At 72.3% G+C, this 26,034-nt stretch carries 23 protein-coding genes; 7 read left to right on the top strand and 16 right to left on the bottom strand.

The window, feature by feature from the left end; translation table 11 throughout:
* Positions 1 to 182: 182 nt before the first annotated feature.
* The 5 genes from bla to B0I32_RS01940 all read left to right on the top strand — a co-directional run bounded on the left by bla (position 183) and on the right by B0I32_RS01940 (position 6,912).
* Positions 183 to 1,124: a class A beta-lactamase gene (bla, locus tag B0I32_RS01960; protein WP_106234378.1), complete on the top strand. Its 942-nt coding sequence runs from the start codon at positions 183 to 185 to the stop codon at positions 1,122 to 1,124.
* Positions 1,124 to 3,328 carry a transglycosylase domain-containing protein gene (locus B0I32_RS01955; protein WP_106234376.1) on the top strand — a complete coding sequence of 735 codons (2,205 nt, stop codon included), beginning with the start codon at positions 1,124 to 1,126 and terminating at the stop codon, positions 3,326 to 3,328. Before bla ends, B0I32_RS01955 begins: the two co-directional genes overlap by 1 nt.
* Positions 3,329 to 3,492: 164 nt before the next feature.
* Positions 3,493 to 4,164, top strand: coding sequence for a two-component system response regulator CseB (gene cseB, locus B0I32_RS01950; protein WP_181306902.1), 672 nt, complete (start codon positions 3,493 to 3,495; stop codon positions 4,162 to 4,164).
* Positions 4,161 to 5,891, top strand: coding sequence for a sensor histidine kinase (locus tag B0I32_RS59555; protein WP_245955480.1), 1,731 nt, complete (start codon positions 4,161 to 4,163; stop codon positions 5,889 to 5,891). Before cseB ends, B0I32_RS59555 begins: the two co-directional genes overlap by 4 nt.
* 70 nt (positions 5,892 to 5,961) lie before the next feature.
* Positions 5,962 to 6,912 (top strand): D-alanyl-D-alanine carboxypeptidase family protein, encoded by a 951-nt coding sequence (locus B0I32_RS01940; protein ID WP_106234836.1) that lies wholly within the window; start codon positions 5,962 to 5,964, stop codon positions 6,910 to 6,912.
* Between the two features lie 95 nt (positions 6,913 to 7,007).
* Here B0I32_RS01940 and B0I32_RS01935 read toward each other — a convergent pair whose 3' ends face one another.
* From B0I32_RS01935 to B0I32_RS01910, 6 genes are read right to left on the bottom strand one after another with little or no spacing between them, the layout of a single operon-like run.
* Complete coding sequence (locus B0I32_RS01935; RefSeq protein ID WP_106234375.1) at positions 7,008 to 8,297, bottom strand: ABC transporter substrate-binding protein; 1,290 nt, start codon at positions 8,295 to 8,297, stop codon at positions 7,008 to 7,010.
* A 16-nt stretch (positions 8,298 to 8,313) separates the two neighbouring features.
* The gene (locus tag B0I32_RS01930; RefSeq protein WP_106234373.1) at positions 8,314 to 9,480 is read right to left on the bottom strand and encodes a branched-chain amino acid ABC transporter permease; all 1,167 of its coding nucleotides are present in this window, start codon (positions 9,478 to 9,480) and stop codon (positions 8,314 to 8,316) included.
* The gene (locus B0I32_RS01925) at positions 9,477 to 10,364 is read right to left on the bottom strand and encodes a branched-chain amino acid ABC transporter permease (RefSeq protein ID WP_106234372.1); all 888 of its coding nucleotides are present in this window, start codon (positions 10,362 to 10,364) and stop codon (positions 9,477 to 9,479) included. The genes B0I32_RS01930 and B0I32_RS01925 overlap by 4 nt, the downstream gene beginning before the upstream one ends.
* A complete protein-coding gene (locus B0I32_RS01920) occupies positions 10,361 to 12,205 on the bottom strand; it encodes an AMP-dependent synthetase/ligase (protein WP_106234370.1) in 1,845 nt (614 codons plus the stop codon). The genes B0I32_RS01925 and B0I32_RS01920 overlap by 4 nt, the downstream gene beginning before the upstream one ends.
* Positions 12,202 to 12,966: an ABC transporter ATP-binding protein gene (locus B0I32_RS01915; protein WP_106234368.1), complete on the bottom strand. Its 765-nt coding sequence runs from the start codon at positions 12,964 to 12,966 to the stop codon at positions 12,202 to 12,204. The genes B0I32_RS01920 and B0I32_RS01915 overlap by 4 nt, the downstream gene beginning before the upstream one ends.
* A complete protein-coding gene (locus tag B0I32_RS01910) occupies positions 12,954 to 13,715 on the bottom strand; it encodes an ABC transporter ATP-binding protein (RefSeq protein WP_106234367.1) in 762 nt (253 codons plus the stop codon). The genes B0I32_RS01915 and B0I32_RS01910 overlap by 13 nt, the downstream gene beginning before the upstream one ends.
* A 127-nt stretch (positions 13,716 to 13,842) precedes the next feature.
* On the opposite strand from B0I32_RS01910, the gene B0I32_RS01905 reads away from it, so the two are divergent.
* Positions 13,843 to 14,100 carry a UBP-type zinc finger domain-containing protein gene (locus B0I32_RS01905; protein WP_106234365.1) on the top strand — a complete coding sequence of 86 codons (258 nt, stop codon included), beginning with the start codon at positions 13,843 to 13,845 and terminating at the stop codon, positions 14,098 to 14,100.
* A gap of 62 nt (positions 14,101 to 14,162) precedes the next feature.
* On the opposite strand, the gene B0I32_RS01900 is transcribed toward B0I32_RS01905, so the two are convergent.
* Complete coding sequence (locus B0I32_RS01900) at positions 14,163 to 15,737, bottom strand: Na+/H+ antiporter (RefSeq protein WP_106234363.1); 1,575 nt, start codon at positions 15,735 to 15,737, stop codon at positions 14,163 to 14,165.
* A gap of 157 nt (positions 15,738 to 15,894) precedes the next feature.
* Positions 15,895 to 17,178, bottom strand: a complete 1,284-nt coding sequence (locus B0I32_RS01895; protein WP_146178004.1) for a hypothetical protein — start codon at positions 17,176 to 17,178, stop codon at positions 15,895 to 15,897.
* Positions 17,179 to 17,429: 251 nt separating this feature from the next.
* Here B0I32_RS01895 and B0I32_RS01890 point away from each other — a divergent pair, with 251 nt between their 5' ends.
* Positions 17,430 to 19,406: an ATP-dependent DNA helicase gene (locus tag B0I32_RS01890; RefSeq protein ID WP_106234360.1), complete on the top strand. Its 1,977-nt coding sequence runs from the start codon at positions 17,430 to 17,432 to the stop codon at positions 19,404 to 19,406.
* 73 nt (positions 19,407 to 19,479) lie between these two features.
* Here B0I32_RS01890 and B0I32_RS01885 read toward each other — a convergent pair whose 3' ends face one another.
* The 8 genes from B0I32_RS01885 to bar form a co-directional block, all read right to left on the bottom strand.
* Positions 19,480 to 20,235 (bottom strand): SGNH/GDSL hydrolase family protein, encoded by a 756-nt coding sequence (locus B0I32_RS01885; RefSeq protein WP_106234358.1) that lies wholly within the window; start codon positions 20,233 to 20,235, stop codon positions 19,480 to 19,482.
* Positions 20,232 to 20,666 carry a type II 3-dehydroquinate dehydratase gene (gene aroQ, locus B0I32_RS01880; RefSeq protein ID WP_106234356.1) on the bottom strand — a complete coding sequence of 145 codons (435 nt, stop codon included), beginning with the start codon at positions 20,664 to 20,666 and terminating at the stop codon, positions 20,232 to 20,234. The genes B0I32_RS01885 and aroQ overlap by 4 nt, the downstream gene beginning before the upstream one ends.
* Positions 20,663 to 21,733 (bottom strand): 3-dehydroquinate synthase, encoded by a 1,071-nt coding sequence (gene aroB / locus B0I32_RS01875; protein ID WP_106234355.1) that lies wholly within the window; start codon positions 21,731 to 21,733, stop codon positions 20,663 to 20,665. The genes aroQ and aroB overlap by 4 nt, the downstream gene beginning before the upstream one ends.
* A gap of 70 nt (positions 21,734 to 21,803) precedes the next feature.
* Complete coding sequence (locus B0I32_RS01870) at positions 21,804 to 22,304, bottom strand: shikimate kinase (RefSeq protein WP_106234353.1); 501 nt, start codon at positions 22,302 to 22,304, stop codon at positions 21,804 to 21,806.
* A 31-nt stretch (positions 22,305 to 22,335) separates the two neighbouring features.
* A complete protein-coding gene (aroC, locus tag B0I32_RS01865) occupies positions 22,336 to 23,517 on the bottom strand; it encodes a chorismate synthase (protein WP_106234351.1) in 1,182 nt (393 codons plus the stop codon).
* Positions 23,518 to 23,561: 44 nt separating this feature from the next.
* The gene (locus B0I32_RS01860) at positions 23,562 to 24,155 is read right to left on the bottom strand and encodes a prepilin peptidase (protein WP_146178003.1); all 594 of its coding nucleotides are present in this window, start codon (positions 24,153 to 24,155) and stop codon (positions 23,562 to 23,564) included.
* A gap of 142 nt (positions 24,156 to 24,297) precedes the next feature.
* Positions 24,298 to 24,837: an SseB family protein gene (locus tag B0I32_RS01855; protein WP_106234348.1), complete on the bottom strand. Its 540-nt coding sequence runs from the start codon at positions 24,835 to 24,837 to the stop codon at positions 24,298 to 24,300.
* 11 nt (positions 24,838 to 24,848) lie between these two features.
* On the bottom strand, positions 24,849 to 25,946 hold the full coding sequence (gene bar / locus B0I32_RS01850) for a barbiturase (RefSeq protein WP_106234346.1): 1,098 nt from the start codon (positions 25,944 to 25,946) through the stop codon (positions 24,849 to 24,851).
* Positions 25,947 to 26,034: the final 88 nt, after the last annotated feature.

Raw genomic sequence — 26,034 nt, 5'->3', positions numbered from 1 at the left:
ATCCCGGCGGCCGGAGCGAATCCCGTTGCCGTTACGGCAAAGAAGTCCGCTGATCCGGGTTGACCTGCGGTCATTCCGGATCCGATATGAGTTCTTTCGCGATATCGCTATTAGACATCGGCCGAGCGCATCTGCTTTGCTCCTGCCCTCCGGACCCCGATCGACGAAAGCAAGGACTACGCATGCGCAACCTCCGCTGCCCCGCCGCCCTGCGGGCGACCGCGCTGACGGCCTCCCTCCTGGCGGGCGCCGCCCTCACCGCCGCCCCGGCCACGGCCGCGACGGCGCCCGCCGCGCGGGCGGCCATATCGGGCGAAGCACAGGTCAAGAAGGAGTTGCGGGCGCTCGAAGCGTCGTTCAAGGGCCGCATCGGCGCGTACGCCATCGACACCGCCAGCGGCAGGACCCTGGCCTACCGGTCGGGCGAGCGTTTCCCGCTGCTGTCCACGTTCAAGGCGATGGCCTGCGCGGCGGCGCTGCACCGGGCCCGCACCAGCCAGCCCGGCCTGATGGACAAGGTGGTCAAGTGGACCGCCGCGGACCTCAAGCCCAACTCGCCGACCACGGAGAAGCACGTCAAGGACGGCCTGACGGTCGCCAAACTGTGCCGGGCGGCGATCACCCTGAGCGACAACACCGCGGGCAACATGGTGCTCAAGCAGATCGGCGGGCCCGCCGGGCTGACGCGGTACTTCCGTACGCTCAAGGACCCGGTCTCCCGCCTCGACCGCTGGGAGACCGAGCTCAACGACTGGGCCCCCAAGGACAGGCGCGACACCACCACGCCCGCCGCCATCGCCCGCGACCTGCGCGCGGTCACGACCGGCGGCGCGCTGAGCGCCAAGGACCGCGAGCGGCTCAACGGCTGGCTGATCGCGACCGAGACCGGCGGCGCCCGCATCCGCGCCGGCCTGCCGAAGAGCTGGACGGTCGGCGACAAGACCGGCACGAACACCGAGATCGGCGCGGGCAACGACATCGCCGTCGCCTGGCCGGCCGGCCGCAAGGCCGCTCCGATCATCCTGGCCGTCTACACCAACCGCGAGGGCTCCGGCGCCGTCACGAACGACGCGGCCATCGCGCGTGCCGCCACCATCCTCGCCCGCGGGCTCGGCAGGCTCTGATGTGGCGACGGGGGACGAAGATCGCCCGCCTGGCCGCGGCGGGGGCCGCGGCCGGCGTGCTGGTGGCCGCCATCGCGATCCCGGCCGTCGGGGGCGCGGGCGCCGGGTTCGTGGCCGCGGCCGAGGAGGTGAACCTCGCGCCCGCCGACCTGACCGAGCCGCCGCCGGCCGAGGTGACGATCGTGCGGGACGCCAAGGGCGGTGAGATCGCCCGGTTCTACGAGGAGTACCGCGAGGTCGTCGGCTTCGACGAGATCTCGCCGGAGATGAAGACGGCGATCGTGTCGATCGAGGACTTCCGCTTCTACCAGCACGGGGCGATCGACATCGAGGGCACGCTGCGCGCGCTCGCCACGAACCTGCGCTCCGGCGGGGTGAGCCAGGGCGGGTCCAGCATCACCCAGCAGTACGTCAAGCAGGTGCTGTTCAACGCGGCCACCACGGACGAGGATCGCCACGCGGCCCTGGAGGCGAGTTACGCGCGCAAGCTGAACGAGCTGCGGTACGCGATGGGCATCGAGGAGAAGTACACCAAGGACCAGATTCTTGAGAAATATCTGAACATCGCGTACTTCGGTGCCAGCGCGTACGGGGTGGAGGCGGCGGCCAAGCGTTTCTTCGGCACGCACGCGGCCGACCTGACCCTGCCGCAGGCGGCGACGCTGGCCGGCGCCGTCCAGGACCCGAACGCCACGGACCCCAACCTGGGCCGGGCGCAGCGCGACCGCCTGCTCAAGCGCCGCAACGTCGTCCTGGACCGGATGGCCGAGCTGGGCGAGATCACCGCGGATCAGGCGGCCCGGGCCAAGGCCACCAAGCTGGGGTACAAGGGCACCCGCCTGCCCGGCGGCTGCGAATCCAGCAAATATCCGTATTTCTGCCTCTATGTCCGCCAGGAGGTCCTCAACAACCCCGACTTCGGCCCCACCGCCAAGGCCCGGCTGGCCAGGCTCAACCGCGGCGGCCTGACCATCACGACCACGCTCGACCCCGGCATGCAGGCCGCCGCCGAGCGGGCCGTCGCCCGCTACGTGCACCCCTCGGACGCGCCCGTCGCGGCCCAGGCCCTGGTCCAGCCCGGTACGGGGGCGATCAGGGCGATGGCCGCCAGCCGGCGGTACGGGACCAAGGCGGCCAGGAACGAGATCTCGTACAACGTGGTCGCCGACACCGCGCACGGCGGCGGCATCGGGTTCCAGCCGGGCTCGACGATGAAGACGTTCACCCTGATCACCGCGCTGAAGCAGGGCATGAAGCTGGACGACGGGCTGGCCGCGGGGGCGGGCTACCGGGCGCCGTCGTACGCGACGTTCAAGAACTGCGCCGGCCAGAGCATCGGCGACCCCGGCCACACCGTCACCAACGACGAGGGCTCTCCCGGCTGGAAGACGCTGCGCAGCGGCACCTGGAACTCGGTGAACACGTTCTTCATGGAACTGGAGGAGCGGGTCGGCCTCTGTGACACGGTCAAGACGGCCAAGTCCCTCGGCGTGCGGCGGGCCGACGGGAAGAAGCTGCAGGAGTACGAGACGTTCACGCTCGGCATCAACGAGAGCGACCCGGTCACCATCGCGACCGCGTACGCGGCCATCGCGGCCAGGGGCGAGTACTGCGCGCCCATGGCCGTCACCCGGATCACCGGCCGCGACGGCGAGAACACCCGCTACCGGCCCAAGTGCCGCCAGGCCCTCGACCCGGCCGTCGCGGACGCCACCGCCGAGGTCCTGTCGGGCGTGTTCACCAAGGGCACCATGCGCGGGGTCGGCGGCCTCGGCCGGGACGCGGCCGGCAAGACGGGCACCACGGACGACTACGCCTCGGCCTGGTTCGCCGGCTTCACCCCCGACCTGGCCGGCGCGGTCAGCCTCGGCGATCCCCGGGGCTCGCAGCGCTACAAGCTGACCGGGGTGACGATCGGCGGCCGGTACTACGGGTCGGTGCAGGGGGCGAGCATCCCCGGCCCGATCTGGCTGGACACGATGCTGTCGGCGCTGCGCGGGGTGCCTCCCACGGCGTTCACCCCGGTGGACACGGCCCGCTTCGGCGGCTGCGCCGAGAACTGCCGCCCGGAGGAGAAGGACCCGGAACCGACCGCCACCGGGATCCCCGAGACACCCGCCACGGGCAGCCCCGTCACGGAGACGACGGCCCCGGCGGCGGAGACCCCGGAGGTGACCCTCGACCCGGGCGACCTCCTCGACTGACCGGGACCGCCGCGTCGGGACGGGGCAGCCGACCCGGCCGGGCCGCTCGCGTCAGGGCCTGCGATCGACGCGGCTAGCGGCCCACTCGTGCCGGGGCGGGCGATCGGTCCGCCCCGGCACGAGTGCTCCTGAGCGGGTGTCGTGCGGGGCGCGTATCGTACAGCGTGACCTTCATCCTGCTCGTCGAGGACGACGACGTCATCCGCAAGACCGTCTCCCTGGCCCTCGGACGCTACGGCTACCGGCTCGACACCGCCGCCGACGGGCTGAGCGGGCTGGAGGCGTTCCGGCGCGGCGGGCACGATCTGCTCGTCCTCGACGTGATGCTGCCCGAGCTGGACGGCATCAGCCTGTGCCGCCGGGTCAGGGAGTCCAGCCAGGTGCCGATCCTGATGATGTCGGCGCGGGGCGACTCCCTCGACGTGGTGTCCGGGCTGGAGGCGGGGGCCGACGACTATGTGGTCAAACCGGTCGACATCCCGGTGCTGGTGGCCCGGATCAGGTCGGTGCTGCGCCGCGTCGGCGCCCCGGCGGAGCCGTCCCCGTCCGGGGTGCTGAGGTTCGGCGAGCTGAGCGTGGATCCGGCCGCGCTGGAGGTGCGGCTCGGCGGGCGGCCGGTCGAGCTGGCCCCGACCGAGATGCGGCTGCTGCTGGAGTTCGCCGCGCATCCGGGCATCGTGCTGGAGCGGGCCACGCTGCTGCGCGAGGTGTGGGACTACGGCTGGGACGGTGACAGCCGCGTCGTCGATCTGTGCGTGCAGCGGCTGCGCAAGAAGATCGGCGCCGACCTGATCGAGACCGTGCGCGGATTCGGCTACAAGCTGCGCAAGCCATGAGACGGCGAGCCGAGCGGACCGTGACACCGGAATCGTCGCCGGAGCCGTCACAGTGGGAGGCGGCCGGGTCGTCGCCGGAGTCGTCACGGTGGAAGGTGGCGGGGCCGTTGCCGGGGTCGTTGCGGTGGAAGGTGGCGGCGCTGATCACGCTGGCCTGCTGCGCCGTCGCCGCGGTGGTCGGGGTGCTGGTGCACCGGACGACGCTGGAACGCACGATGCGGCTGGGCGAAGCACGGGCGTTGATGGAGGCGGCCACGGTCGCGGACCAGTATCGGGCGGGCACCGCTCCCGAACCGCCCACCCCGTGGACCGACTGGATCAAGGATCCGGCCGACCTGCCCACGGCCCTGCGCGCACGGCTGCCCAGCGGGTCGCCCACCAGATCACCCGCTGATTTGCCCGCCGAATCGCGCACCGAATCGCGCACCGAATCGCGCACCGAGTTGTCCATCGCGTCGCCCGCCGCGTCACCCACGGAACGGCCCGCTGCGTCGTCCGCCGAATCGCCCCTCGGGTCCCCCGCCGACTCGCCGGACGGATCGTCGACCGGATCGCCGGCCTGGACGCCTGACGGGTCCGCCGTCACCTGGTACGACGACCAGAAGCCGGACCAGCCGTGGATGTGGGCGGCGCAGCGGGTGCGCGGCGGGTTCGTGGCCACGTCCAAGATCGACATGAGCTCGGACCTGGCGAGCCTGCGCGCGCTCGACCGCGCCATGGTGCTGGCCGCACTCACCGCACTAGCCGCGGTGGTGCCGCTCTCGGCGCTCCTGGCCGAACCGGCCAACCGGCGGCTCCGCCGGGTCGCCGACACCGCCCGCCGCATCGCGGCCGGCGACCTCGACGCCCGCGTCGCCACGGCGAAGCAGGACAACCCGGAACGCCGGAACGGGATCGCCATGCAAAGGGACCCCGGCCACCCGGACGAGATCACCGCGCAAAGGGACCTCGCGCATCAGCACAAGATCACCGTGACCAGGGATCCCGATCATCTGGGCGGCATCGCGACGCAAAGGCGGCGCGGCCGGCGGGACGAGATCGCCGACATCGCCGTCGCCGTGGACTCGATGGCGGCGAGCCTGCAGCACCGGTTGCTGGCCGAGCAGCGGTTCACCGCCGACGTCGCGCACGACCTGCGCACCCCGCTCATGGGCCTGGTCGCCGCCGTCGAGCTGCTGGAGGAGGGCGAGGCGACCGAGCTGGTACGCGACCGCGTACGGCTGCTGCGCTCCCTGGTCGAGGACCTGCTGGAAGTGTCCAGGCTGGACGCGGGCGCCGAGGTGGCCGACCGCGTACGGGTGCCGCTGGCCGAACTGGCCCGGCAGTCCGCGGCCCGGGTGGGCGTCGAGGCACGGGTGCAGACGCCGGACGGCGGCGAGCCGGTCGCCGAGACCGATCCGCGCCGCCTGGACCGGATCGTGGCCAACCTGGTGCTGAACGCCCGCCGCCACGGCGAGCCCCCGGTGCTGATCACCGTACGGGACCACCTGGTCGAGATCCGCGACCACGGCCCGGGTTACCCGCCGGAACTGCTGGCCGAGGGCCCGCGCCGCTTCCGCACCGGCGCCGCGGAACGCGGCCGGGGCCACGGTCTCGGGCTCACGATCGCGCTGGGCCAGGCCGGCGTCATCGGCGCGGAGCTGACCCTGGCCAACGCCGGGGACGGCGGCGCGCTCGCCACCCTCCGCCTTCCCCGCCGGGATCAGGACGTGCTGATACCGGGTTGATACACGATCAAGCCACCGCGGAGACACGGTCACGACGGGACGAACACATCGGCGGCGCAGCATGGCCACCATGTCACGTTCCTCCAGGTTCCTTCTACCGGTTCTGACCGTCGTCCTGCTCGCGGTGAGCGGCCTGTCCGGCTGCGCCGCCGCGCCGAGCGTCGCCGGGGCCACCGTCACCGGCGTGCCCCTCCCGTGGCCGGGCGAGGGGCAGGCGGCGGTCGAGGTGGAGGGGCTGGGCAGCCTGGGCGTCAGCGGCGAGGCGGAGCCGGTGCCGATCGCCAGCGTGACGAAGGTCATGACCGCGTACGTGATCCTGCGCCGGCACCCGCTGCGGCCCGGCGAGGACGGCCCTCTGATCGAGGTGGACCGGACCGCCGCCGACGAGTCGTACTCGGGGCTGGAGTCCACCGTGCCGCTCCTGGAAGGCCGGCGGATCCGGCTGCGCCGCCTGCTGGAGCTGATGCTGGTGCCGTCGGGCAACAACGTGGCCCGCCTGCTGGCCCGCTGGGACGCCGGTTCTGAGGAGCGTTTCGCCGCGCGGATGAACGCCGCCGCCCGCCGCCTGGGCATGGGCGCCACGACGTACACGGGGGCCAGCGGCAACGAGGACAGCACCGTCAGCACCGCCGCCGACCAGCTCGTGCTGGCGAAGGCGGCGATGCGCGACCCGGTGTTCCGCGCGGTGGTGGCGCGGGGCGACACCGCCGTGCCGGGCGACGTCAGGAGGCTGTCCAACACGAACACGCTGCTGAACCGGCACGGCGTCGTCGGAATCAAGACCGGCTCCGGCACGGCCGCGGGCGGCAACCTGATGTGGGCGTCCCGGGTGCGCGGCCGCCTGGTGCTGGGCGTGATCCTGGGCCAGGCGGCCGGCAGCGACCCGGTCACCGGCAAGACGGCCGCGCTGGAGGCGGGGGCGAGGATGAGCGCGGCGGTCGAACACTGGCTGCTCAGCACGACGGCGACCCGCCCCGACGCGGGGGCGGGCGCGGCGACGGCCCACCCGCCTCGCGGGTGAGCGCGTCACGGCTCACCCGCTCACGGATGAGCGCGCCATCCGCTACCTCCGCCTCGCCGGTGAGCGCGCCGCCGGTCCAGCCGGCCGCCGGTCGGCTACAGCTTGGTGTAGCAGGGGCCGTCGAACGTGTACGCCTGCGCCGTCGGCCCGACGAAGAAGTCCTTGGCGATCGTCACCCCGGTCGTCGCCTTGTCGTCCACCTTGTTGATCAGCGTCTGCCGGAACACGGAGGCGCCGCTGGCGTCGGCGTAGTTCCCCGCCTCGGGCGGCAGCATGCCCTCGTAGTCCACGCTGGTCAGCGTCTTCACCGCGGCGAGCAGCCCCTTCCTGCTGACGTCCCCGCCGCTCACCATCTTGTCCAGGGCGGCCTTCATCGGGTACGCCCACGCCCACCCCGAGGTGTAGCCGTCGTTCGGGGTCACGCCCGGCAGGGCCTCGCGCATCGCCTTGTGGCCGGGGGTGTCGGCGTCCCAGGGCTTGCCGGGGGCCGACTGCTCGTACAGGGCCTTCAGCGCGGGCGCGGCCGGCGACTGGAGGAGCGCGGGGTTCCAGGTGGGGCCGGTGCCGATGAAGCGGCCCTTGTAGCCGGCCGCCGCCGTCTGGCCGACGATCGTGGCGGCGTCCGCCGGGCCGGTGGTCAGGATGACCAGGTCGGGCTTGTTCTTGGTGATCTCGGTGATGGCCCGGCCCTGCTCGGTCGCGCCCGACGGCGTCTCGACGTTGGTGAACGTCAGCTTGTTGCGCTCGGCGGCCACCTTGGCGCCGGCCGCGGCGTCCGCGCCGTAGTCGCCGGCCAGGTGCACGGCCATGACCGACTTCGGTTTGTACGTCTCCACCGCGTAGTCCACCGAGTTCATCGCCTCCACGCAGTAGTTGGAGCCGGTCTCGATGATGACGTCCTCGAACTCCCAGGCCGAGGTCCAGGAGGCGGGGGCGGCCACGATGGAGTTCGCCTTCAGGTCGCCGATGATGGCGGCCGTGGTGGGCGAGCCGAGCGTCTGGGCCAAGCCCAGCACCTGGTCCTTGATCTCGTTGTAGACCTGCCGGTGCACCTCCGGGTTGTATTTGTTGTCCTTGACGTACTTGGTGACGTCCACCTCGTACCGGCCACCGATGCCGCCCGCCTTGTTGACCCGGGCCCAGAACGCCTTCTGGGCGTCGGTGATCGGCACGGCCAGCGCGGCGAAGGGGCCGGAGGTGAGGTCGGAGACCGTGCCGAGGTAGATGCAGCCCTTCTTGGTGTCGACCGCGGACGGGCACGGTTCGGTGGTGACGCCCGGAGCCTGGGCGCCGCCCTTGCTGCCCTCGTCGTCCCCCCGGATGACGCCGCACGCGGACAGAAGGGCCACTATGGCGATGCTCACCAGCGCATAGCGACTCTTCATCAGCAATCCCTTCTGATCAGTACGAGAAAGGCCAGGACTTCCAGTAGTTGCGGACCCGGATCCACAGGCCGAACAGGCCCCGGGGCTCGAAGATGAGGAACAGCACGATCAGCAGCCCGTACAGGACGGTCTCGACCTGGAACACGTTCGGCGTCTGCGTGGTGTCGCCGCTGATGAACGGCACGAGCGCCGGCAGCGACCTGGTGACCGGCTGCAGCAGCGAGATGAACAGGGCGCCCGCGATGGCTCCCGACACCGTCGCCACGCCGCCGATCAGCACCATCGCGATGAACTGCACCGACAGCAGCAGGTTGAACGACCCCGGCTCGACGTAGCCGGAGATCGTGTAGAGCAGGCCGCCCGCGCAGCCCGCGTAGAAGGAGGAGATGCCGAAGGCGAGCACCTTGTACCGGGTCAGCGGCACCCCGATCACCGCGGCCGCGATGTCGCGGTCGCGGATGGCGGCGAAGGCGCGGCCGACGCGGGAGCGGGCCAGGTTGCGGGCGGCCACGGCGAAGAGGATCAGCAGCGCCAGCATGAGCGTGTAGAGGACCTGCTCCTTGGTGCCGAACGGCCCGTCCTGGTCGAGGCGGACGCCGAACAGCTCGGGCACCGCCGCCTCCCGGCCGACGCCGGGCCCGCCGGTCAGCTTCTTCCACTCCTTGAAGACGTGCTCGCCGAGGAAGACCAGCCCGAGCGTGACGACGGCCAGGTAGAGCCCGCGCAGCCGGCCGGCCAGCGGCGCCACCAGCACCCCGGCCGCGGCGGCGACCAGGCCGGCGGCGGGCAGCCAGAGCCACACCTCCGCGATGCCGAAGCCGATGTTCTCGCCGTCCACGGGACCGGAGAGCGCGGCGGCGGTGTAGGCGCCGATGGCCACGAAGAAGGCGTGCCCGAGCGAGACCTGGCCGGCGTACCCGGTGACGATGTTGAGCCCGATCGCGCCGATGGCCAGCACGTACGCCCCGGCCAGCACCTCCAGCGACCGGTCCTGCAGCAGCACCGACAGCCCGAACGCCAGCGCCACCAGCAGCAGCGTCCACAGCCGCTTGGCGGGGGTGTCGAGCAGCGCCATGTCCTGGGCGTAGGAGGTGTAGAGCAGCGGCCGGCCGCGTACCCGCCGAGACCGGCCGGTCGGTATGTCGGGCGCGACGGGTGCGGCCTCTTCACGCGTCTCGGTCATACCCGCTCGACCTCCCGGGTCCCGAACAGCCCGTACGGTTTCACCAGCAGGACGATCAGCATCACCACGTACGGCGACACGATCGCGAAGTTCTGCCCCAGCCAGGGCGCGAACTCCCCCTGGTAGGACTGGAACAGCGACTCCACCACCCCGACGATCAGCCCGCCGGCCACCGCGCCGCCGAGCGAGTCGAGCCCGCCCACGATGATCGCCGGCAGCGCCTTCAGCGCGATCACCCAGGTCATCTGCTCGATCCCCTGGCCGGTGCCGACGAACATGCCGGCGATCGCGGCCAGGAATCCGGCGAGGCCCCACGACAGCGCGAAGACCGCGCCCACGGAGACGCCCTGCGCCAGCGCGGTCTCCTGGTCGAAGGCCGCCGCCCGCATCGCCAGCCCGTACCGGGTGTGGCGGAAGAAGGCGAACAGCAGCGTCACCAGCACGGCGGTGACCAGCAGCATGGCCAGCCAGCGCGACTGCACGACCAGCGGCCCGAGCGACACCTGGGTGAACCCCCACGGGTCGCCGACCTGGCGCACGTCCCTGCCGATGAAGCCGTTCACCACCACCCGCACGACCACGTCGATGCCGAGCGTGATGATCGCCACGACGAAGACCGGCCGGCCCACCATCGGCCTGATCGCCACCCGTTCGATGGCCAGCGCGACGCCGGCGATGAGCAGCGCCGACAGCAGGACGGCCAGGTAGAAGCCGGTCACCCCGGCCAGGTAGCTGACGGCGACGGCGCCGGCCAGCATGAGGGCGGGCTGGGCGAAGCTGATCACCCGGGTGGCCTTGTAGATGATCACGAAGCCGAGCGCGAGCAGCGCGTACACCGAGCCGTTCCCGAGGCCCCTGATCACCGTCTCCAGCAGGCCCTTCACCGGGCGTACATCCCTTCGACCAGGTCCTCGAAGAGCTTGGCCACGGCCGAGCGCTTGACCTTCTGGGTGGCGGTCAGCTCGCCGTCCTCGTGGTCGAGCTCCTTCGGCAGGAACGCGAACCGCTTGATCTGCTCGACGTGGGCGAAGCGGGTGTTCACCTCGGTGACGAGCCCCTGGACGAGCTCGCGCACCTCCGGCTTCTCCGACAGATCCCGATACGTCGTGTACGGCAGCCCGCGCCGCCGCGCCCACTCCCCCACCGTGTCGGGCTCGATCCCGATCAGCGCCACCAGGTACGGCCGCTGGTCCCCGACGACCACGGCCTCCTTCAGGTACGGCGACGCCTTCAGCGCGTTCTCGATCTCGCTCGGCGCGATGTTCTTGCCGCCGGCCGTGATGATGATGTCCTTCATCCGGTCGGTGATCCTGACGTGCGTGCCCTCGGCCCATTCGCCCACGTCGCCGGTGTGCAGCCAGCCGTCCTCGTCCAGCACGTCGGCCGTGGCGCGCGGGTTGCGCCAGTAGCCGGCGAAGTTGCCCGGATGCCTGGTCAGGATCTCGCCGGTGGCCTCGTCGATCTTCAGCTCGGCGCCGGGGTGCGGCTCGCCGACCGTGCCCAGGCGGACCCGCCCGGGGCGGTTGGCGGTGGCGATGGCGGTGTTCTCGCTCATGCCGTACACCTCGTGCATGGGCAGGCCGATCCCCATGTAGAACTTGAGCACGGCGGGCGCGATCGGCGCGGCGCCGGAGGCGGCGTAGCGCACGCGCCGCATGCCGAGCCGCTCGCGCAGCGCGCGGTAGCAGAGCAGCCAGCCCGCCCCGTACGCGGCCCGCGTCCAGAACGTGTGCCTGCCGCCGGTGCGGACCAGCGCGTCGCCTATGCGGTCGGCCACCCGGAGCCAGAACCGGGTCAGCGCCCGCTTGACCGGTGAGGCCGACTCCAGCCTGATGTCCACCTGGGCCAGCACCTTCTCCCAGATGCGCGGCACCCCGAACAGGATCGTCGGCTGCACCTCGCGCAGGTTGGCCTGGACGGTGTCGATGGACTCGGCGAAGTTCACCTGCACGCCGGCCGCCGCGTTGAACCAGACCGTGAACGCGCGCTCGGCCACGTGGCACAGCGGCAGGTACGACAGGATGAGGTCGCGTTCCGACGGCGGCGGCGAGGCGAAACCCCCGCCCTCGACCAGGACCCGCACGGCGAACTCGACGTTCGCGACGGTCAGCATCACGCCCTTGGGCGGCCCGGTGGTGCCGGAGGTGTAGATGAGCGTCATCACGTCCGGCGGCCTGGCCTCCTCCATCCGGCGTGCGACGGCGCCGGGATGCGCGGCCCGGTGCCCGGCCCCGAGGGCGAGCAGTTCGGGCCAGGACATCAGCACGTCGTCGTCGTAGCGCCCGCGGATGCCGCGCGGCTCCAGGTAGACGACGCGGCGCAGCTCGGGGCACTCGTCGAGGACGGACAGCGCCTTGTCCACCTGCTCCTGGTCCTCGGCGATGAGGATCTTCGCGCCGGAGTCGGCCAGCAGGTAGGCGACCTCGGCGGGCGGGTTGGTCGGGTAGAGGCCGACCGTGACGGCCCGCACGGCGACCGTGCCGAGATCGGCGTACAACCATTCGGGGCGGTTCTCCGCGTGCACGGCCACCCGGTCGCCCGGCTCGACGCCGAGCGCGAGCAGGGCGTGCGCGACCAGCTCCACCTGCGTCCAGTACGCGCCCCAGGTGACCTCCTGCCAGATGCCGAGGTCCTTGTGCCGCATGGCGACGGCCCCGGGATCGCGCCTGGCGCGCTCGCGCACCCTCGTGACGATGGTCGCCGCGGCCTCGGTCCGCCCGCTCATGCCGTTCCTCCCAGGTACGCCTCGATGACCGCCGGGTCCCGCTGCACCTCCGCCGGGGCGCCGAGCGCGACCTGGCGGCCGAAGTCGAGCACGAGCACCCGGTCGGCCAGGTCCATGACGAGCGCCATGTCGTGGTCCACGAGCACGACGGGGATGCCCAGCTCGTCGCGGATGTCCATGACGAACCTGGCCATGTCCTCGGTCTCCTCCAGGTTCATGCCGGCCACCGGCTCGTCCAGCAGGAGCAGCTTCGGCTCCATCGCCAGCGCGCGGCCCAGCTCCACCCGCTTCTGCACCCCGTACGGGAGCAGCCGCACGGGATGGCGGCGCCACGGCTCCAGTTCGAGGAAGTCGATGATGTCCTCGACCTTCGCGCGGGCGGCCAGCTCGGCCCGGCGGGCGCGGCCGTACCAGAGCAGGGCCGGCAGCGCGCCGTAGCGGAAGTGGTGGTGGCGGCCGAGCATCAGGTTGTCCAGGACGGTCAGGTTGTGGAACAGCTCCACGTTCTGAAACGTCCTGGCCATCCCCATGGCGGCGATCTCGTGCGGGCGGCGGGCCAGCAGGTCCTCGCCCAGGAACGTGACCCGGCCGCTCTGGGGCCGGTAGACGCCGGACAGCACGTTGAAGATCGAGGTCTTGCCGGCGCCGTTCGGCCCGATGATCGCCAGCAGCTCCGCCTGGCGCACCTCGAAGGAGACCCCGTCGACGGCCTTGACGCCGGCGAAGCTCAGGTGCACGTCCCCGAACGTCAGGAGAGCCATCGCTTCCTCCGCTTGTAGTGCTTGACCTCGCGGAAGGACCGGACGGCCCCCAGGTAGAACTCCTTGATGTCCTCGTCGGCGAGCAGTTCCCCGGCCGGCTTGTCCATGACGATCTTGCCGGTCTCCATGACGTAGCCGTGGGAGGCGATGGACAGGGCCATGGTGGCGTTCTGCTCGACCAGCAGGACCGTGGTGCCCTGGCGGTTGATCTCCACGATGAGGTCGCGGACCTGGCCGACCAGCGACGGCGCCAGGCCGAGACTGGGCTCGTCCAGCAGCAGGTACTTCGGGCCCGCCATGAGCGCGCGGCCGACGGCCAGCATCTGCTGTTCACCGCCCGACAGGTAGCCCGACACGCTCCTGCGCCGCTCGCGCAGCAGCGGGAAGAGGCCGTAGACGCGGTCCAGGTGGGACTCCGCGGCGGTGTGGCCGCCGACCCTGAGGTTCTCCTCGACGGTCAGCTCGGCCAGGATGCGGCGGCCCTCCATCACCTGGCTCACCCCGCGGCGGACGATCTGCGCCGGCCGCAGGTGGTGGACGGGCTCGCCCTCCAGCGTGACGGCGCCCTTGGTGATCTCGCCGTCGTGCACGCCGAGCAGGCCCGACAGGGCTCGCAGCAGGGTGGTCTTGCCCGCGCCGTTCGCGCCGAGCAGGGCCACGATGGAGCCCGGGGGGACGCGGATGCTCACGCCCCGCAGCACGAGCATCACGTCGTCGTAGACGACCTCGAGGTTGCGTACCTCAAGCACGCGCGGCTCCTCGGAGTTGTGTGGCCTGTGTCACTCCCCCCGTTGAGCTCAATGTCCACGTTCGCCCGCCGAGCGACAAGGGCCCCGGCCGAAATTCGAACGGCACTCTCGTCCTAGGATTTCGGGTATGGCAATTTGTGAGCATCTTTCCCAGGCCACCGACCCCGCCGCCAGGACGCCCGACGGGTGCGAGGAGTGCCTGGCCCATGACGGCCGGTGGGTCCACCTGCGCCGGTGCCTGGAGTGCGGTCACATCGGGTGCTGCGACTCCTCGCCGGCCAAGCACGCCACGGCCCACTTCCACGAGAGCGGCCATCCGGTGGTGCAGTCCTACGAGCCCGGCGAGAACTGGCGGTGGTGCTTCGTCGACAGCCAGATGGGCTGACGTTTCCGGCCGGCTGAGCCCGCGCCCCTGGCCGGGGCGGCCGGGTCCTCAGGTCGCGTGCGTCAGCGTTCGAGGATGGCCTCTTCGAAGTCGAGCTGGGCCATCACCTCTCTGAGCACCTCGTCGTCGAGGCGGCGTTCGTCGCGCAGCCGGACGAAGACCTGGCGCTCGGCCTGCAGCATGTCGCGGCGCAGGCGGCGGTAGAGTGCGCTCGGCGTCTCCGCGCCGCCGGGGCCGGTGCCACCGCCGAGGCGTTCCCACGCCGTCAGGGAGCGCCGCCACGACTTCTCCCTGAGCTGGTCGATGACCTGTTTCTGGATCTGGTCGGGCTCGCCCTCCTGCTCGCCGACCAGCCGGTCGAGCTCCGCCAGCCCCGCTTCGAGCGCCGCCTGCTGGGCCGCGGCCTCCGCCAGGCGGTCCTCGTAGCGCTCCTGCTCGCTGGACACACGCAGCCGCCTGATCAGCGCGGGGAACGTGGTGCCCTGGATGAGCAGCGTGCCGATCACCGTGGTGAACGTCAGGAACAGCAGCAGCGCCCGGTCCCGCGCCGGCACCTCGGGCGGGATGGCGAACGCCGCCGCCAGCGACACCACGCCGCGCATGCCCGCCCAGCCGAGGATCACCGTCTCCGCCGCCGTCGGCCGGGTGCGGCCGAGGACCTTCAGCAGGAAGGTGCGGCCGAACATCCAGGCGAACCTGGCCGCGATCGAGGCCGCCAGCACCGCCGCGGCGTAACCGGCCACCTCCCAGGGGCCGTAGCCGGCGATGCCCTTGACCACGGTCACGAGCTGCAGCCCGATCAGCGCGAAGACGACCGCTTCGAGGAAGAAGTCGGTGACCTTCCACACCGCGTCGGACACCAGCCGGGTGCCGAACCCGCGCAGATGCATGCGGTTGCCCAGGTAGAGGCCGACGACCACCACCGCGATCACGCCCGAGGCGTGCACGGACTCCGCCGCCAGGTAGGCGGCGAACGGGATCAGCAGCATCAGCGTGTTCTCCACCAGCGAGTCGCGGGTGCGCTGGAACAGCCACGCCAGCGCGACCGCCAGCACCAGCCCGATCACCACCCCGCCGGCGGCGGCGAACACGAACTCGCCCAGCCCCTCCCACACGCTGACCGCGCCGCCCAGCGCCGCCCCGATGGCCACCCGGTAGAGGGTGAGCGCGGTGGCGTCGTTGAACAGGCTCTCGCCGATGAGGATCGTCAGCGCCCGGCGCGGCAGCCCCAGCCGCCGGCCGACCGCGACGGCGGCCACCGCGTCGGGCGGGGCGATGACGGCGCCGAGCGCGAACGCCAGCGCCAGCGGCAGGTCCGGCAGCATCAGGTGGACCAGCAGCCCGACCACGGCCGTGGTGAACAGCACCAGCCCGACCGACAGCAGCCCCACGGCCTGCCTGACGTCACGCAGGCGCAGGTAGGAGCTGTCGAGCGCGGCGGAGTAGAGCAGCGGCGGCAGGAACACGTAGAGCACCAGCTCCGGCTCCAGCGGCACCTCCGGCACCAGGGGCGAGACCAGCAGCCCCGCGGCCACCAGCAGCAGCGGCGCCGGCCAGCCCCTGCGCCTGGCGACCGCCGCCACGGCGATGGCGCCGGCGGCCACCAGCAGCAGTTGCAGGCCCATGATCGGTGTCACCGCCGCGCCCCTCCCCCGCCAGCCCGATGGGGTCGGGACCGCCCGCCGGAGCCTCGGCCGCGCGGGCTCGCTCCTCGATGACGCGCGATCGGCCGCCGGGACTAGCCGTGGCTCGATCGTCTCGCGGTGAGCGTACCCGGTGGGACGGAGTGGGCCGTCACCACTCCCTGCGGTCGCTTCTCTCGTGGTAGTCGGGCTGGTCGGGACGCAGGCGCTCGCCCGTGGAGAACATGGGGTCCCCGACGTAGGGGCGGGACAGGTCCTCCTGGCCGGGATGCTGCCCGGACGCGGGCGGGTACTGCTGGTCGGGCCGGCCGAGGGTCATCAGCGGGTCCACCGGGTTGGGCACCTGCGGGTTCTGGTAGGAGCCGTAGTCGTCGTGGACGGGGGCCGGCTGCGGCGGCTGCGGGGCGCCGCGGCGGCGGCCCGCTCCGGGGATGCCGTGCATGGGCGTGCCGAGGCCCGCCGTGCTCGGCTGCGCCGGTGCCTGGGGCTGGGCGGCCTGCGGGGGCTGCTGCTGGTAGGCGTCGGGGCGGCGGCCGCCGTACGGATCGGAGGGATAGTCGCCGGCCGCCTGGTAGCGGTCGGCCGCCTGCGAGGGGAAGCCGAGCGGGTCGGTGCTCAGCGGCGCCTGGCGGCGCTGGTCGGAGCCGGGCATCTGGTAGACGGGCTCGTTGTCGACGTACTGAGGGCCGGTGAACGGCTCGGGCTGGACCTGCTGGGCGTAGGAGTGGGGGCCGCTGAGCGGGTCCTGGCCGTACTGGTGGGGTCCGCTGAGCGGGTCGGAGGCGTACTGCGGGCCGCTGTAGGGGTCGCCGGTGTACTTCTGCTGGGGGCCGGTGGAGTCGACGTACTGGGGACCGGTGAAGAGGTTGCGCGGCTCGCCGTACGCGGGGGTGCTGTCCCTGACGGGGTCGGCGTAGTCGCCGCGGCCGGCGGCGGGCTCGGCGTAACCGGGGTCGCGGGGGGCCGTCGTCTCGCCGTAGGAGGCCACCAGCTTGTCCTGGTGCGCGGCCGGAGTGCCCCTGGCCACGAGGACGTCGCTGGGCGACAGCGCCGCCGTGGGCCGCTCGTCGAGCTGCGGCCGGCCCGGCAGCTGGGGCTGCTGCGCGCCGGTCTGCGGCGCGTGCTGCCGGCCCGGTTGCTGGCCGTGCTGGCCCGGGCGGTGATAGGTTCCGGTGCCCGGCATCACCTCGGTGCCGGGCTCGGGCGCGGGCACAGCGGGCTGCTCGCCCGTGGCCTCCGCGAAGCCCTCGTCGAGAGTGTCGAGCAGCCGCCCGACGTCCTCCATCGGCATGCGGAAGCTCGCGGTGCACATCTCGCCGCGCCACAGGCTGAGGACCAGCGTGCCCTCATGCCACGTGACCCGGAGGCACCGCTCCTGACCTCGTGCATCGAAGAAGACTTCGCCGAACGACGGCAACGGGACAACTTCCGACATGGCAGACATACTGCTTTAACCAGCCTTTATTCGTCCACTCAACCCCGGAAAACCCTGTGGAACCGGCTCTCCCATCTACACCCGGAACCCCTGTGGTCACAACCCGTGAACACCTATCGTCACCGGTTGGAGTTCCGATCGCCCAGTGTGCCACGCAACCCGGCGGGAGTATTCGCGAACGCCAGGATGCGTCTGGCCGATCACACGGCGTTCGGCGCGGCGGCCCCGGATTGCGGGTAGCGTTTACTGCCGTGCCGGACTCCCATCTCCCGTCAGTGGACGAACTGCTCAGCATCGCGGTCAACGCTCTCGGAGGGAGCGAACGTCAGGGCCAGATCACCATGGTCCAGGCGGTGCAGAAGGCCATCGACAGCGAGGAGCATCTGGCCGTCCAGGCCGGCACGGGCACCGGCAAGTCGCTGGCCTACCTGGTGCCCTCCATCCGCCACGCGATGGACAGCGACACCCCCGTGGTCATCTCCACGGCCACCATCGCCCTGCAGCGCCAGCTCGTCGACCGCGACCTGCCCCGGCTGTCGGAGGCGCTGGCCAAGGAGCTGCCGCACGAGCCGACGTTCGCCATCCTCAAGGGCCGCCGCAACTACCTGTGCCGCTACAAGGCCACGGCGGGCTGGCCCGAGGAGGACGAGCAGGACCAGCTGTTCGACCCGCGCGAGGTGAGCGCGACCGGCCGCATGGTGCAGCGCATCCAGGAGTGGGCCGAGGAGACCGAGACCGGCGATCGCGACGAGCTGGTGCCCGGCGTGAGCGAGCAGGCGTGGCGGCAGTTCTCCGTGAGCGCGCAGGAGTGCCTCGGCGCGAGCCGCTGCCCCTCGGGGCCCGAGTGCTTCGCCGAGCTGGCCAGGGCGCGGGCCGGCGAGGTCGACGTGGTGGTGACCAACCACGCGCTGATGGCCATCGACGCCATGGGCGAGCTGCCGGTGCTGCCCGAGCACGAGGTCGTGGTGGTCGACGAGGCCCACGAGCTGGTCGACCGGGTGACCTCCGTGGTGACCGGCGAGCTGTCGGAGTCGTCGGTGATGCTGGCGGTGCGCCGGGTCGGCCGGCTGATCGACCAGCCCCTCGCCGACCAGCTCATGGAGGCCGGCGAAGACCTCAAGGCGCTGCTGGCCGCCGCGCCGCCCGGCCGCATCGACGAGCTGCCCCAGGTGCTCGGCCTGACCCTGCAGCTCATCCGCGACACCTCCTGGCGCTGCGTCACCGCCATGGGCCCACGCAACGCCGACAAGGACGACCCCGACAAGGCGGGGCAGCGCAAGGCGGCCTTCACCGCCCTGGACGAGGTGCACGACACGGCGGTGCGGATGCTGGAGGCGTACGGTCACGACTCCGAGTCCGACCGCGCCGAGGTGGTCTGGCTCGACGCCGGCACCGACCGGCGCCCGCCGGCGCTGCGCGTCGCGCCGCTGAGCGTGAGCGGCATGCTGCGCGACAAGCTGTTCGGCGAACGGACGGTCGTGCTCACCTCGGCCACGCTGGCGCTCGGCGGCACGTTCGACGCGCTGGCGGCGCAGTGGGGGCTCGGCGACGGCAAGGGCTGGCAGGGCATCGACGTCGGCTCGCCGTTCGACCACCCGCGCGCGGGCATCCTCTACGTCGCCAAGCACCTGCCCCAGCCCGGCCGCGACGGGCTGCCGCAGCAGTACCTCGACGAGATCACCGAGCTGATCGAGGCGGCAAGAGGGCGCACGCTGGGCCTGTTCTCCTCGATGCGCGCGGCCAAGGCGGCCACCGAGGCGCTGCGCGACCGGCTGGACGTCCCGCTGCTGTGCCAGGGCGACGACTCGACCATGCTGCTGGTCAAGCAGTTCGCGGAGGACGAGCCGACCTGCCTGTTCGGCACCCTGTCGCTGTGGCAGGGCGTCGACGTCCCCGGCCCCTCGCTGCGGCTGGTCATCATCGACCGGGTGCCGTTCCCGCGCCCCGACGACCCGCTCACCTCGGCCAGGCAGCGGCACGTCGCGGCCAGGGGCGGCAACGGGTTCATGGCGGTGGCGGCCAACCACGCGGCGCTGCTGCTGGCCCAGGGGGTCGGGCGGCTGCTGCGCTCGCAGGACGACAAGGGCGTGATCGCGGTGCTGGATCCCCGGCTGGCGACCGCCCGCTACAGCGGTTTCCTGCTGGGCTCGCTGCCGCCGTTCTGGCGGACGACCGACCCGGCGATCCCCCGGGCCGCGCTCAAGCGGCTGGCCACCGAGACCGCCTGACCGGCCCCGCCACGGACCCCGGTGACCTGAGCGAACTCGGCCGGCCGGGGCCGGGAGGAAGGGCAGGGGAAGGTCAGGACCAGGGGGCGAGGTCGGGGCGCTTGGGCAGGATGCCGTCGCCGGACGACACGCCGCGCAGGCGGCGCGACATCCACGGCACCAGGTGCTCGCGCATCCACTGCGCGTCCTCGCGGCGCCGGGCCCGCGGGTCGACGGAACGCTCGGGCCAGTCCTTGCGCCAGTCCTCGAACGGCACGCCGAGCACGTCGAGCACCCGGGCCGCGACGAGGCGGTGACCGTCCTCGTTCATGTGCAGCCGGTCGGCGCTCCAGGCCCGCCAGTCGCGCAGCCCCTGCATGGACCACTGGTCGACGAGGCGGCACCCGTACAGGTCGGCGATCGAGCGCAGGTGCAGGTAGTAGATGGCGAAGCGACCGCGCAGGCGCCGCATCAGCGGCGTGTCGCGCGGATCGACGCCGGTGAACAGCAGCACGTCGGCCCCGCCCGCGCGCAGGTCGCGCACGGCCCGGGCGAGCGTCTTGGCCATCACGTCGGGGTCGCTGCCCGGCCTGAGCAGGTCGTTGCCCCCGGCGCAGAAGCTGACCAGGTCGGCCCCCATCTCCACGGCGACCGGCACCTGCTCGGCCGCGACCTGGTCGAGGAGCTTGCCCCTGACGGCCAGGTTGGCGTAGCGGAAGGAGGGGTCGTCGGCGGCGAGCCGCTCTGCCACCCGGTCGGCCCAGCCTCGGTAGTGGCCGTCGGGACCGGGATCGTTCAGCCCTTCCGTGAAGCTGTCGCCGAGGGCGACGAAGGACTTGTAGTGCCTCATGAGGTGGTGTTCATCTCCGCGATAGCGTGCAGCGCAAGGACGTACGACTGTAGTCCGAAGCCCGCGATGGTGCCCGTCGCCACCCCGGCCACGACGGAGGTATGACGAAACTCTTCCCTGGAGGCGGGATTGGAGATGTGCACCTCGATGAGCGGGGCGGTGCGCTGGGCGACGGCGTCGCGCACGGCGTAGGAGTAGTGGGTGAAGGCGGCCGGGTTGAGCACCACCGGGACGCGCCCGTCGCAGGCCTCGTGGATCCAGCCGATGAGCTCGGCCTCGGAGTCGGTCTGGCGCACGTCGACGTCGTGGCCGAGCTTGCCCGCGGTCTCGCGGCAGAGCTGGACGAGGTCCTCGTAGGTGGAGGCGCCGTAGACGCCGGGCTCGCGCTTGCCGAGCCGGCCGAGGTTGGGCCCGTTGAGGACGAGGATCATTCGGCGATCTCCTTGTAGGCGGCTTCGAGCAGCTCTTCGGCGGGGCCTTCGAGGCGGCCGGGCGCGGCCAGGCCGTCGAGCACGACGAAGCGCTGCTCGGCGCCGCGGTTCTTCTTGTCCAGGCGCATGTGGTCGCGCAGGCGCGGCCAGGCGTCGGCGCGGTAGGAGACGGGCAGGCCGACGCCGGTCAGGACGGCGCGGGTGCGCTCGACCAGGTCGGCGCGGCCGGCCAGCCTGGACAGCTCGGCGGCGTAGACCATGCCGATGGCCACGGCCTCGCCGTGGCGGATGCCGTAGTGCTCGTCGCGCTCGATGGCGTGGCCGAGGGTGTGGCCGTAGTTGAGGATCTCGCGCAGCCCGGCCTCGCGCAGGTCGGCGCCCACGACGTCGGCCTTCACCCGGATCTTGCGCTCGATCAGCTCGCGGGTGTGCGGCCCGCCGGGACGGGTGGCCGCCTCCGGGTCGGACTCGACCAGCCGCAGGATCTCCGGGTCGGCGATGAAGCCACCCTTGATCACCTCGGCCAGGCCCGCCACGTAGTCGCGCCTCGGCATGCTGTCGAGCGTGGACAGCTCGCACAGCACGCCCGCGGGCGGCAGGAACGTGCCCACGAGGTTTTTGCCCTCGGCCGTGTCGATGCCGTTCTTGCCGCCGACCGCCGCGTCGACCATGGCCAGCAGCGTCGTCGGCACCAGCACGACCTGCACGCCGCGCAGCCACGTGGCGGCCACGAACCCGGCCAGGTCGGTCGTCGCTCCGCCGCCCACGCCGACCACGGCGTCGGACCGGGTCACGCCGTGGCGGCCCAGCTCGGACCAGAGCCGCGCGGCCACCTCGACGCTCTTGGCCTGCTCGCCGTCGGGCACGGTCAGCTCGACCACCTGGTAGCCGGCCTCGGCCAGCGCCGCGCGGACCGGCCGGGAGATCTCCGGCAGCGTCTGCGGGCTGATCACGGCGACGGTGCGCACGCCGGGCTTGAGCAGCGTGGCCAGCTCGGCCAGCACACCGGTGCCGACGACGACGTCGTACGGGCTGTCGCCGCGCACGTGGATCCGCGTCGCGCTCACCGGAGCACCACCTTCGCGGTCGCGCTCACGGAGGCACCGCCCTCGCCGCGGGGGCCCGCGCACGGTCTCGTCATGCGCTCAGCCCCTTGACGATCTCGTCGGCCAGCTCGTCCGGCTCGCGCTTGTCGGTGACCACCGTCATGACGGCCAGCCGCTCGTAGACCGGGCGCCGCTCCTCCATCAGCTTCTTCAGCTGACTGCGCGGGTTGAGCACCAGCAGCGGCCTGGCGGAGCCGAGCCCCACCCGCTGGATCGCGTCGGACAGCCCGACCTGGAGGTAGACCACGTGCTGGCCCTGCAGCAGGGTCTGCGTCTCGGCGTGCAGCACGGCGCCGCCGCCGAGCGACAGGACGCCGTCGTGCTCGGCCAGCGCCCGGCGCACGGCCTCGTGCTCCAGCTCGCGGAAGCGCTCCTCGCCGTCCTCGACGAAGATGTCGGAGACGGGCTTGCCCGCCACGGCCTCGATGTCGGCGTCGGTGTCGCGGAACCCGACGCCGAGGCGCTCGGCCAGCAGCCGCCCGAGCGTGGTCTTGCCGGATCCGGGCGGCCCGATCAGCACAACCCTGCTCATATGTCGCTCACCATTCTCATCCGCACCATGCTCACTTGATCACCATGGAGGAGAGGTAGCCGGACAGGTTGCGGGCGACCTCCTCCACGGAGTCACCGCCGAACTTCTCGATCGCCGCGTCGGCCAGCACCAGCGCCACCATCGCCTCGGCCACGATGCCGGCGGCGGGGACGGCGCACACGTCGGAGCGCTCGTGGTGGGCCTTGGCCGCCTCGCCGGTCTTGACGTCGATCGTGGCCAGCGCCCTCGGCACCGTCGAGATGGGCTTCATGGCGGCGCTCACCCGCAGGATCTCGCCGTTGCTCATGCCGCCCTCGACGCCGCCCGCGCGGTTGGTGATGCGGCGGACGCCGTCGTCGGTGGTGTATTCGATCTCGTCGTGCGCCTGGGAGCCGGGACGCCGTGCCGTCTCGAAGCCGTCACCGACCGCCACGCCCTTGATCGCCTGGATGCCCATGAGCGCGCCGGCCAGCCTGGAGTCGAGCCTGCGGTCCCAGTGGGTGTAGCTGCCCAGGCCCGGCGGCAGGCCGTAGGCGAGGACCTCGACGACGCCGCCGAGCGTGTCGCCGTCCTTGTGCGCCTTGTCGATCACGGCGACCATCGCGGCGCTGCCCTCGGCGTCGGAGCAGCGCACCGGGTCGGCGTCGATCCGGCCGAGATCGCCCGGGCCGGGCAGCACCGGGGACGGGGTGCGCGCGCCGCCGATCTCGGTCACGTGGCTGACGATGTCGACGCCGAGCGCCTGCTTGAGGAAGCGCCTGGCGACCTCGCCGAGCGCCACCCTGGCGGCGGTCTCGCGGGCGCTGGCCCGGTCGAGCACGTTGCGGGCGTCGTCGAAGCCGTATTTCTGCATGCCCGCCAGGTCGGCGTGCCCGGGACGCGGACGCGACCTGGGCGCGTTGCGGGCCAGGCCCTCCAGCTCGGCCGGGTCGACCGGGTCGGCCGCCATGACCTTCTCCCACTTCGGCCACTCGGTGTTGCCGACGCGGACGGCGACCGGGCTGCCCATGGTGCGGCCGTGGCGGACGCCTCCGGCGATCGTCACCTGGTCCTGCTCGAACTTCATCCGCGCCCCGCGGCCATAGCCGAGCCTGCGGCGGCGCAGGGCCTCGTCGATGGCGGACGTGCTCACCTCGACCCCGGCCGGCAGGCCTTCGAGGATGGCGACGAGTTCGGGGCCGTGGGACTCTCCGGCGGTCAACCAGCGCAACATGCGTACAAGTCTTCCACGTACCGCCTAGTGAGATGTCCCTCCGGTCACCATGCGAGACAGAGTGTCGTGAGCGCCCCCAGCAGCATGAAGGGGCCGAAGGGAAACTGCGTGTGCCGCGTGCCGCGGCCGCTCACCAGCAGGGTCAGCCCGTAGAGCGCGCCGAGCAGCTGCCCGCAGAAGGCGGCCGCCACCACGGCCTGCCAGCCGAGCGCGCCGGCGGCCAGGCCGATGAGCCCGGCCAGCTTGACGTCGCCGAACCCCATGGCCTGCGGCCGGACGAACCAGAGCAGCCCGTACGCGGCGGCCAGCGCCGCCCCGCCGGCCAGCGCCCTGGGCAGCTCGCCGGTCGGCAGCAGCGCGAGCGCGGTGATCGGGTACGCCGGCAGCGTGATCGCGTCGGGCAGCGTGCTGGTACGCCAGTCGATCACGGCCAGGGCGACGCCGATCACGGCGAAGCACACGTACGGAAGACCCGCCCGCCACGCGACCAGCGCGGCCACCCCGGCGCACACCGGCTCCAGGGCCGGCCAGGAGGGGGCCCGGGAGAGGGCGGGGGCGGGCAGGTCGTCGTAGGAGCGGGCCAGCGCCCTGATGCGGTCTCCGCAGAACAGGCCGATCAGCGCCATGAGTGCGACCACGCCGCCGACCTTAACCCGCGCATCCCCTTACCCGCGGGTCACCGCACAGACTGGGCATGACGCCGTCCCGTTCCACCGGCGCATCCCCGACGTCCACGTCACGGCGCCGGCCCGTCACCGCACGCGGAGGGCGCCGACCTTCTCAGCCGTGCTTTCTGGAGAACCAGCGGCGCCGGCGCGGGGTGGCCGGCTGCATCTTGGCCACCGTCACGCCGCCGAGCTCGCCCACGGTGCCGGACTCGACCGCGGCCAGCGCCGCCAGCACCTCGCCCTCGATCACGAACTGCACGGGCCCGGCCACGTCGACCACGACCGCCGCCGCCCGCTCCTGCACGGCGGCCTGGCAGACCTGCAGCGCGCTGGCCTGGATCGGCCGGGCGTCGGGCCGCCACCTGGTCAGCGCGTCCGTGCCGGTGAACGCGAGCACCGCCTGCCTGCCGTCCTGCCCGACGAGCTTGGGCAGCGCCATCTCGCTCTCCTTCTCCTGCGCGAGGCCGTGCGCGCCGACCTCGGCCTCGGTCAGGAGCGCGACCACGGGCACGAGCAGCCGCGCGCCGGCCAGCGCGTTGAGCACCTCGGCGGGACCGGCCGTGCCCGCTTCGTACGCGGACAGGGCGGCGGCCACGGCGGGCGCGGCGGCGCCGTCGTCGTGGGGATCGAGGGGCTGCGGGATGCTCGGCACAACCTCCGAGACTACCGCTCCCCCAGGTCGGCGATGGCAGCCACCGGCCCGCCGCCGGAAGGCCCCTGGTGCACGGCGGCCACCGAGACGAACACCGCCGGGTCGCCCGTGACCGAGGCCGCCACGCCGCCCACCGCCGCCTTGATCTGCCGGTGCCAGTGCACGTCGGAGTCGTCCAGCATGATGTTGCGCCGTCCGCGCACCTGCCCCGACGGGTCGGCCTCGCACTTCATGAACACGTTGACCAGCCGCCCGCCGAGGTCCGACGGGTGCGGGCGGTCGGGCAGCGCGAGCCCCGCGTCTTTGATGGCCTCCCAGATGCCGTCGGCGTCGAGGGCGTCCTTCATCACGCTGTGCCCGATGCGGTAGCGCCCGCCGATCCCGCGTACGTTCCCCACCAGCACGATCTGCGCCCGGTCCAGCTCCACGCCCGACGAGCACGAGGCGACGGAGGAGTAGAGCGACAGGTCCTTGTGGATCTGGTCGGCGCCCGGCATCTCGATCTCGCCGAGCGCGACGGCGATGCCGAGCGCGGTGGTGGAGTTGGACAGGTCCATGGAGGGGCCGGTCTCCTCGATGGCGGTGTCCTGGCCGCGGTTCTTGGCGTCGGTGATGGTGGCGAGGGTGAGCAGCGGCGTCTTGGTCTGTACGTAGTGCACGTCGCGTGGGTCGTCGATGCCGGCGATCTTCATGGCCTCCCTGACCCCGGCGGCGACCTTCTCCACCATGGCGGGCCGGCCGATGTCCTCGGGCAGGATGACCTCGCTCATCGCCACCCCGACCGACAGCCGCGGCTCGTCGGTGGCGGGGGCGTCGGCGGTGGTGGCGAAGATGGTGGCGTGCGGGCTCAGGATGCCGTCGGTGCCGCCCGACCACACCAGCGGCACGCTCTCCGGCGCCGGATGCCCGTGCTCGGCGAGGACTTCGCGGAACGCGCGGTCGGCCAGGATGCGGGTGTAGTCGTTGACGCCGCCGTTGCCCTCGGTCTTGCCGACCACGGCCAGCACCCGGTCCGCCTCGATCACCCCGTCGGCGATGAGCCGCGACAACCCCGAGGCGTCGGTGACGCTCTCGATCGGCACTTTGCGCACTTCGATGGGGTCCGGCATGCGTAGCCCTTTCTCCTGGCGGCGGTCACCCACGCTACCGAGGCCGGTCGGCGGGGTTCATGGTCAATGTGTGCCCACGTACCCCGCC

This window comes from Nonomuraea fuscirosea (assembly GCF_003001935.1).
Taxonomy (GTDB): domain Bacteria; phylum Actinomycetota; class Actinomycetes; order Streptosporangiales; family Streptosporangiaceae; genus Nonomuraea; species Nonomuraea fuscirosea.
This window is presented reverse-complemented; position numbering and strand designations above follow the sequence as displayed.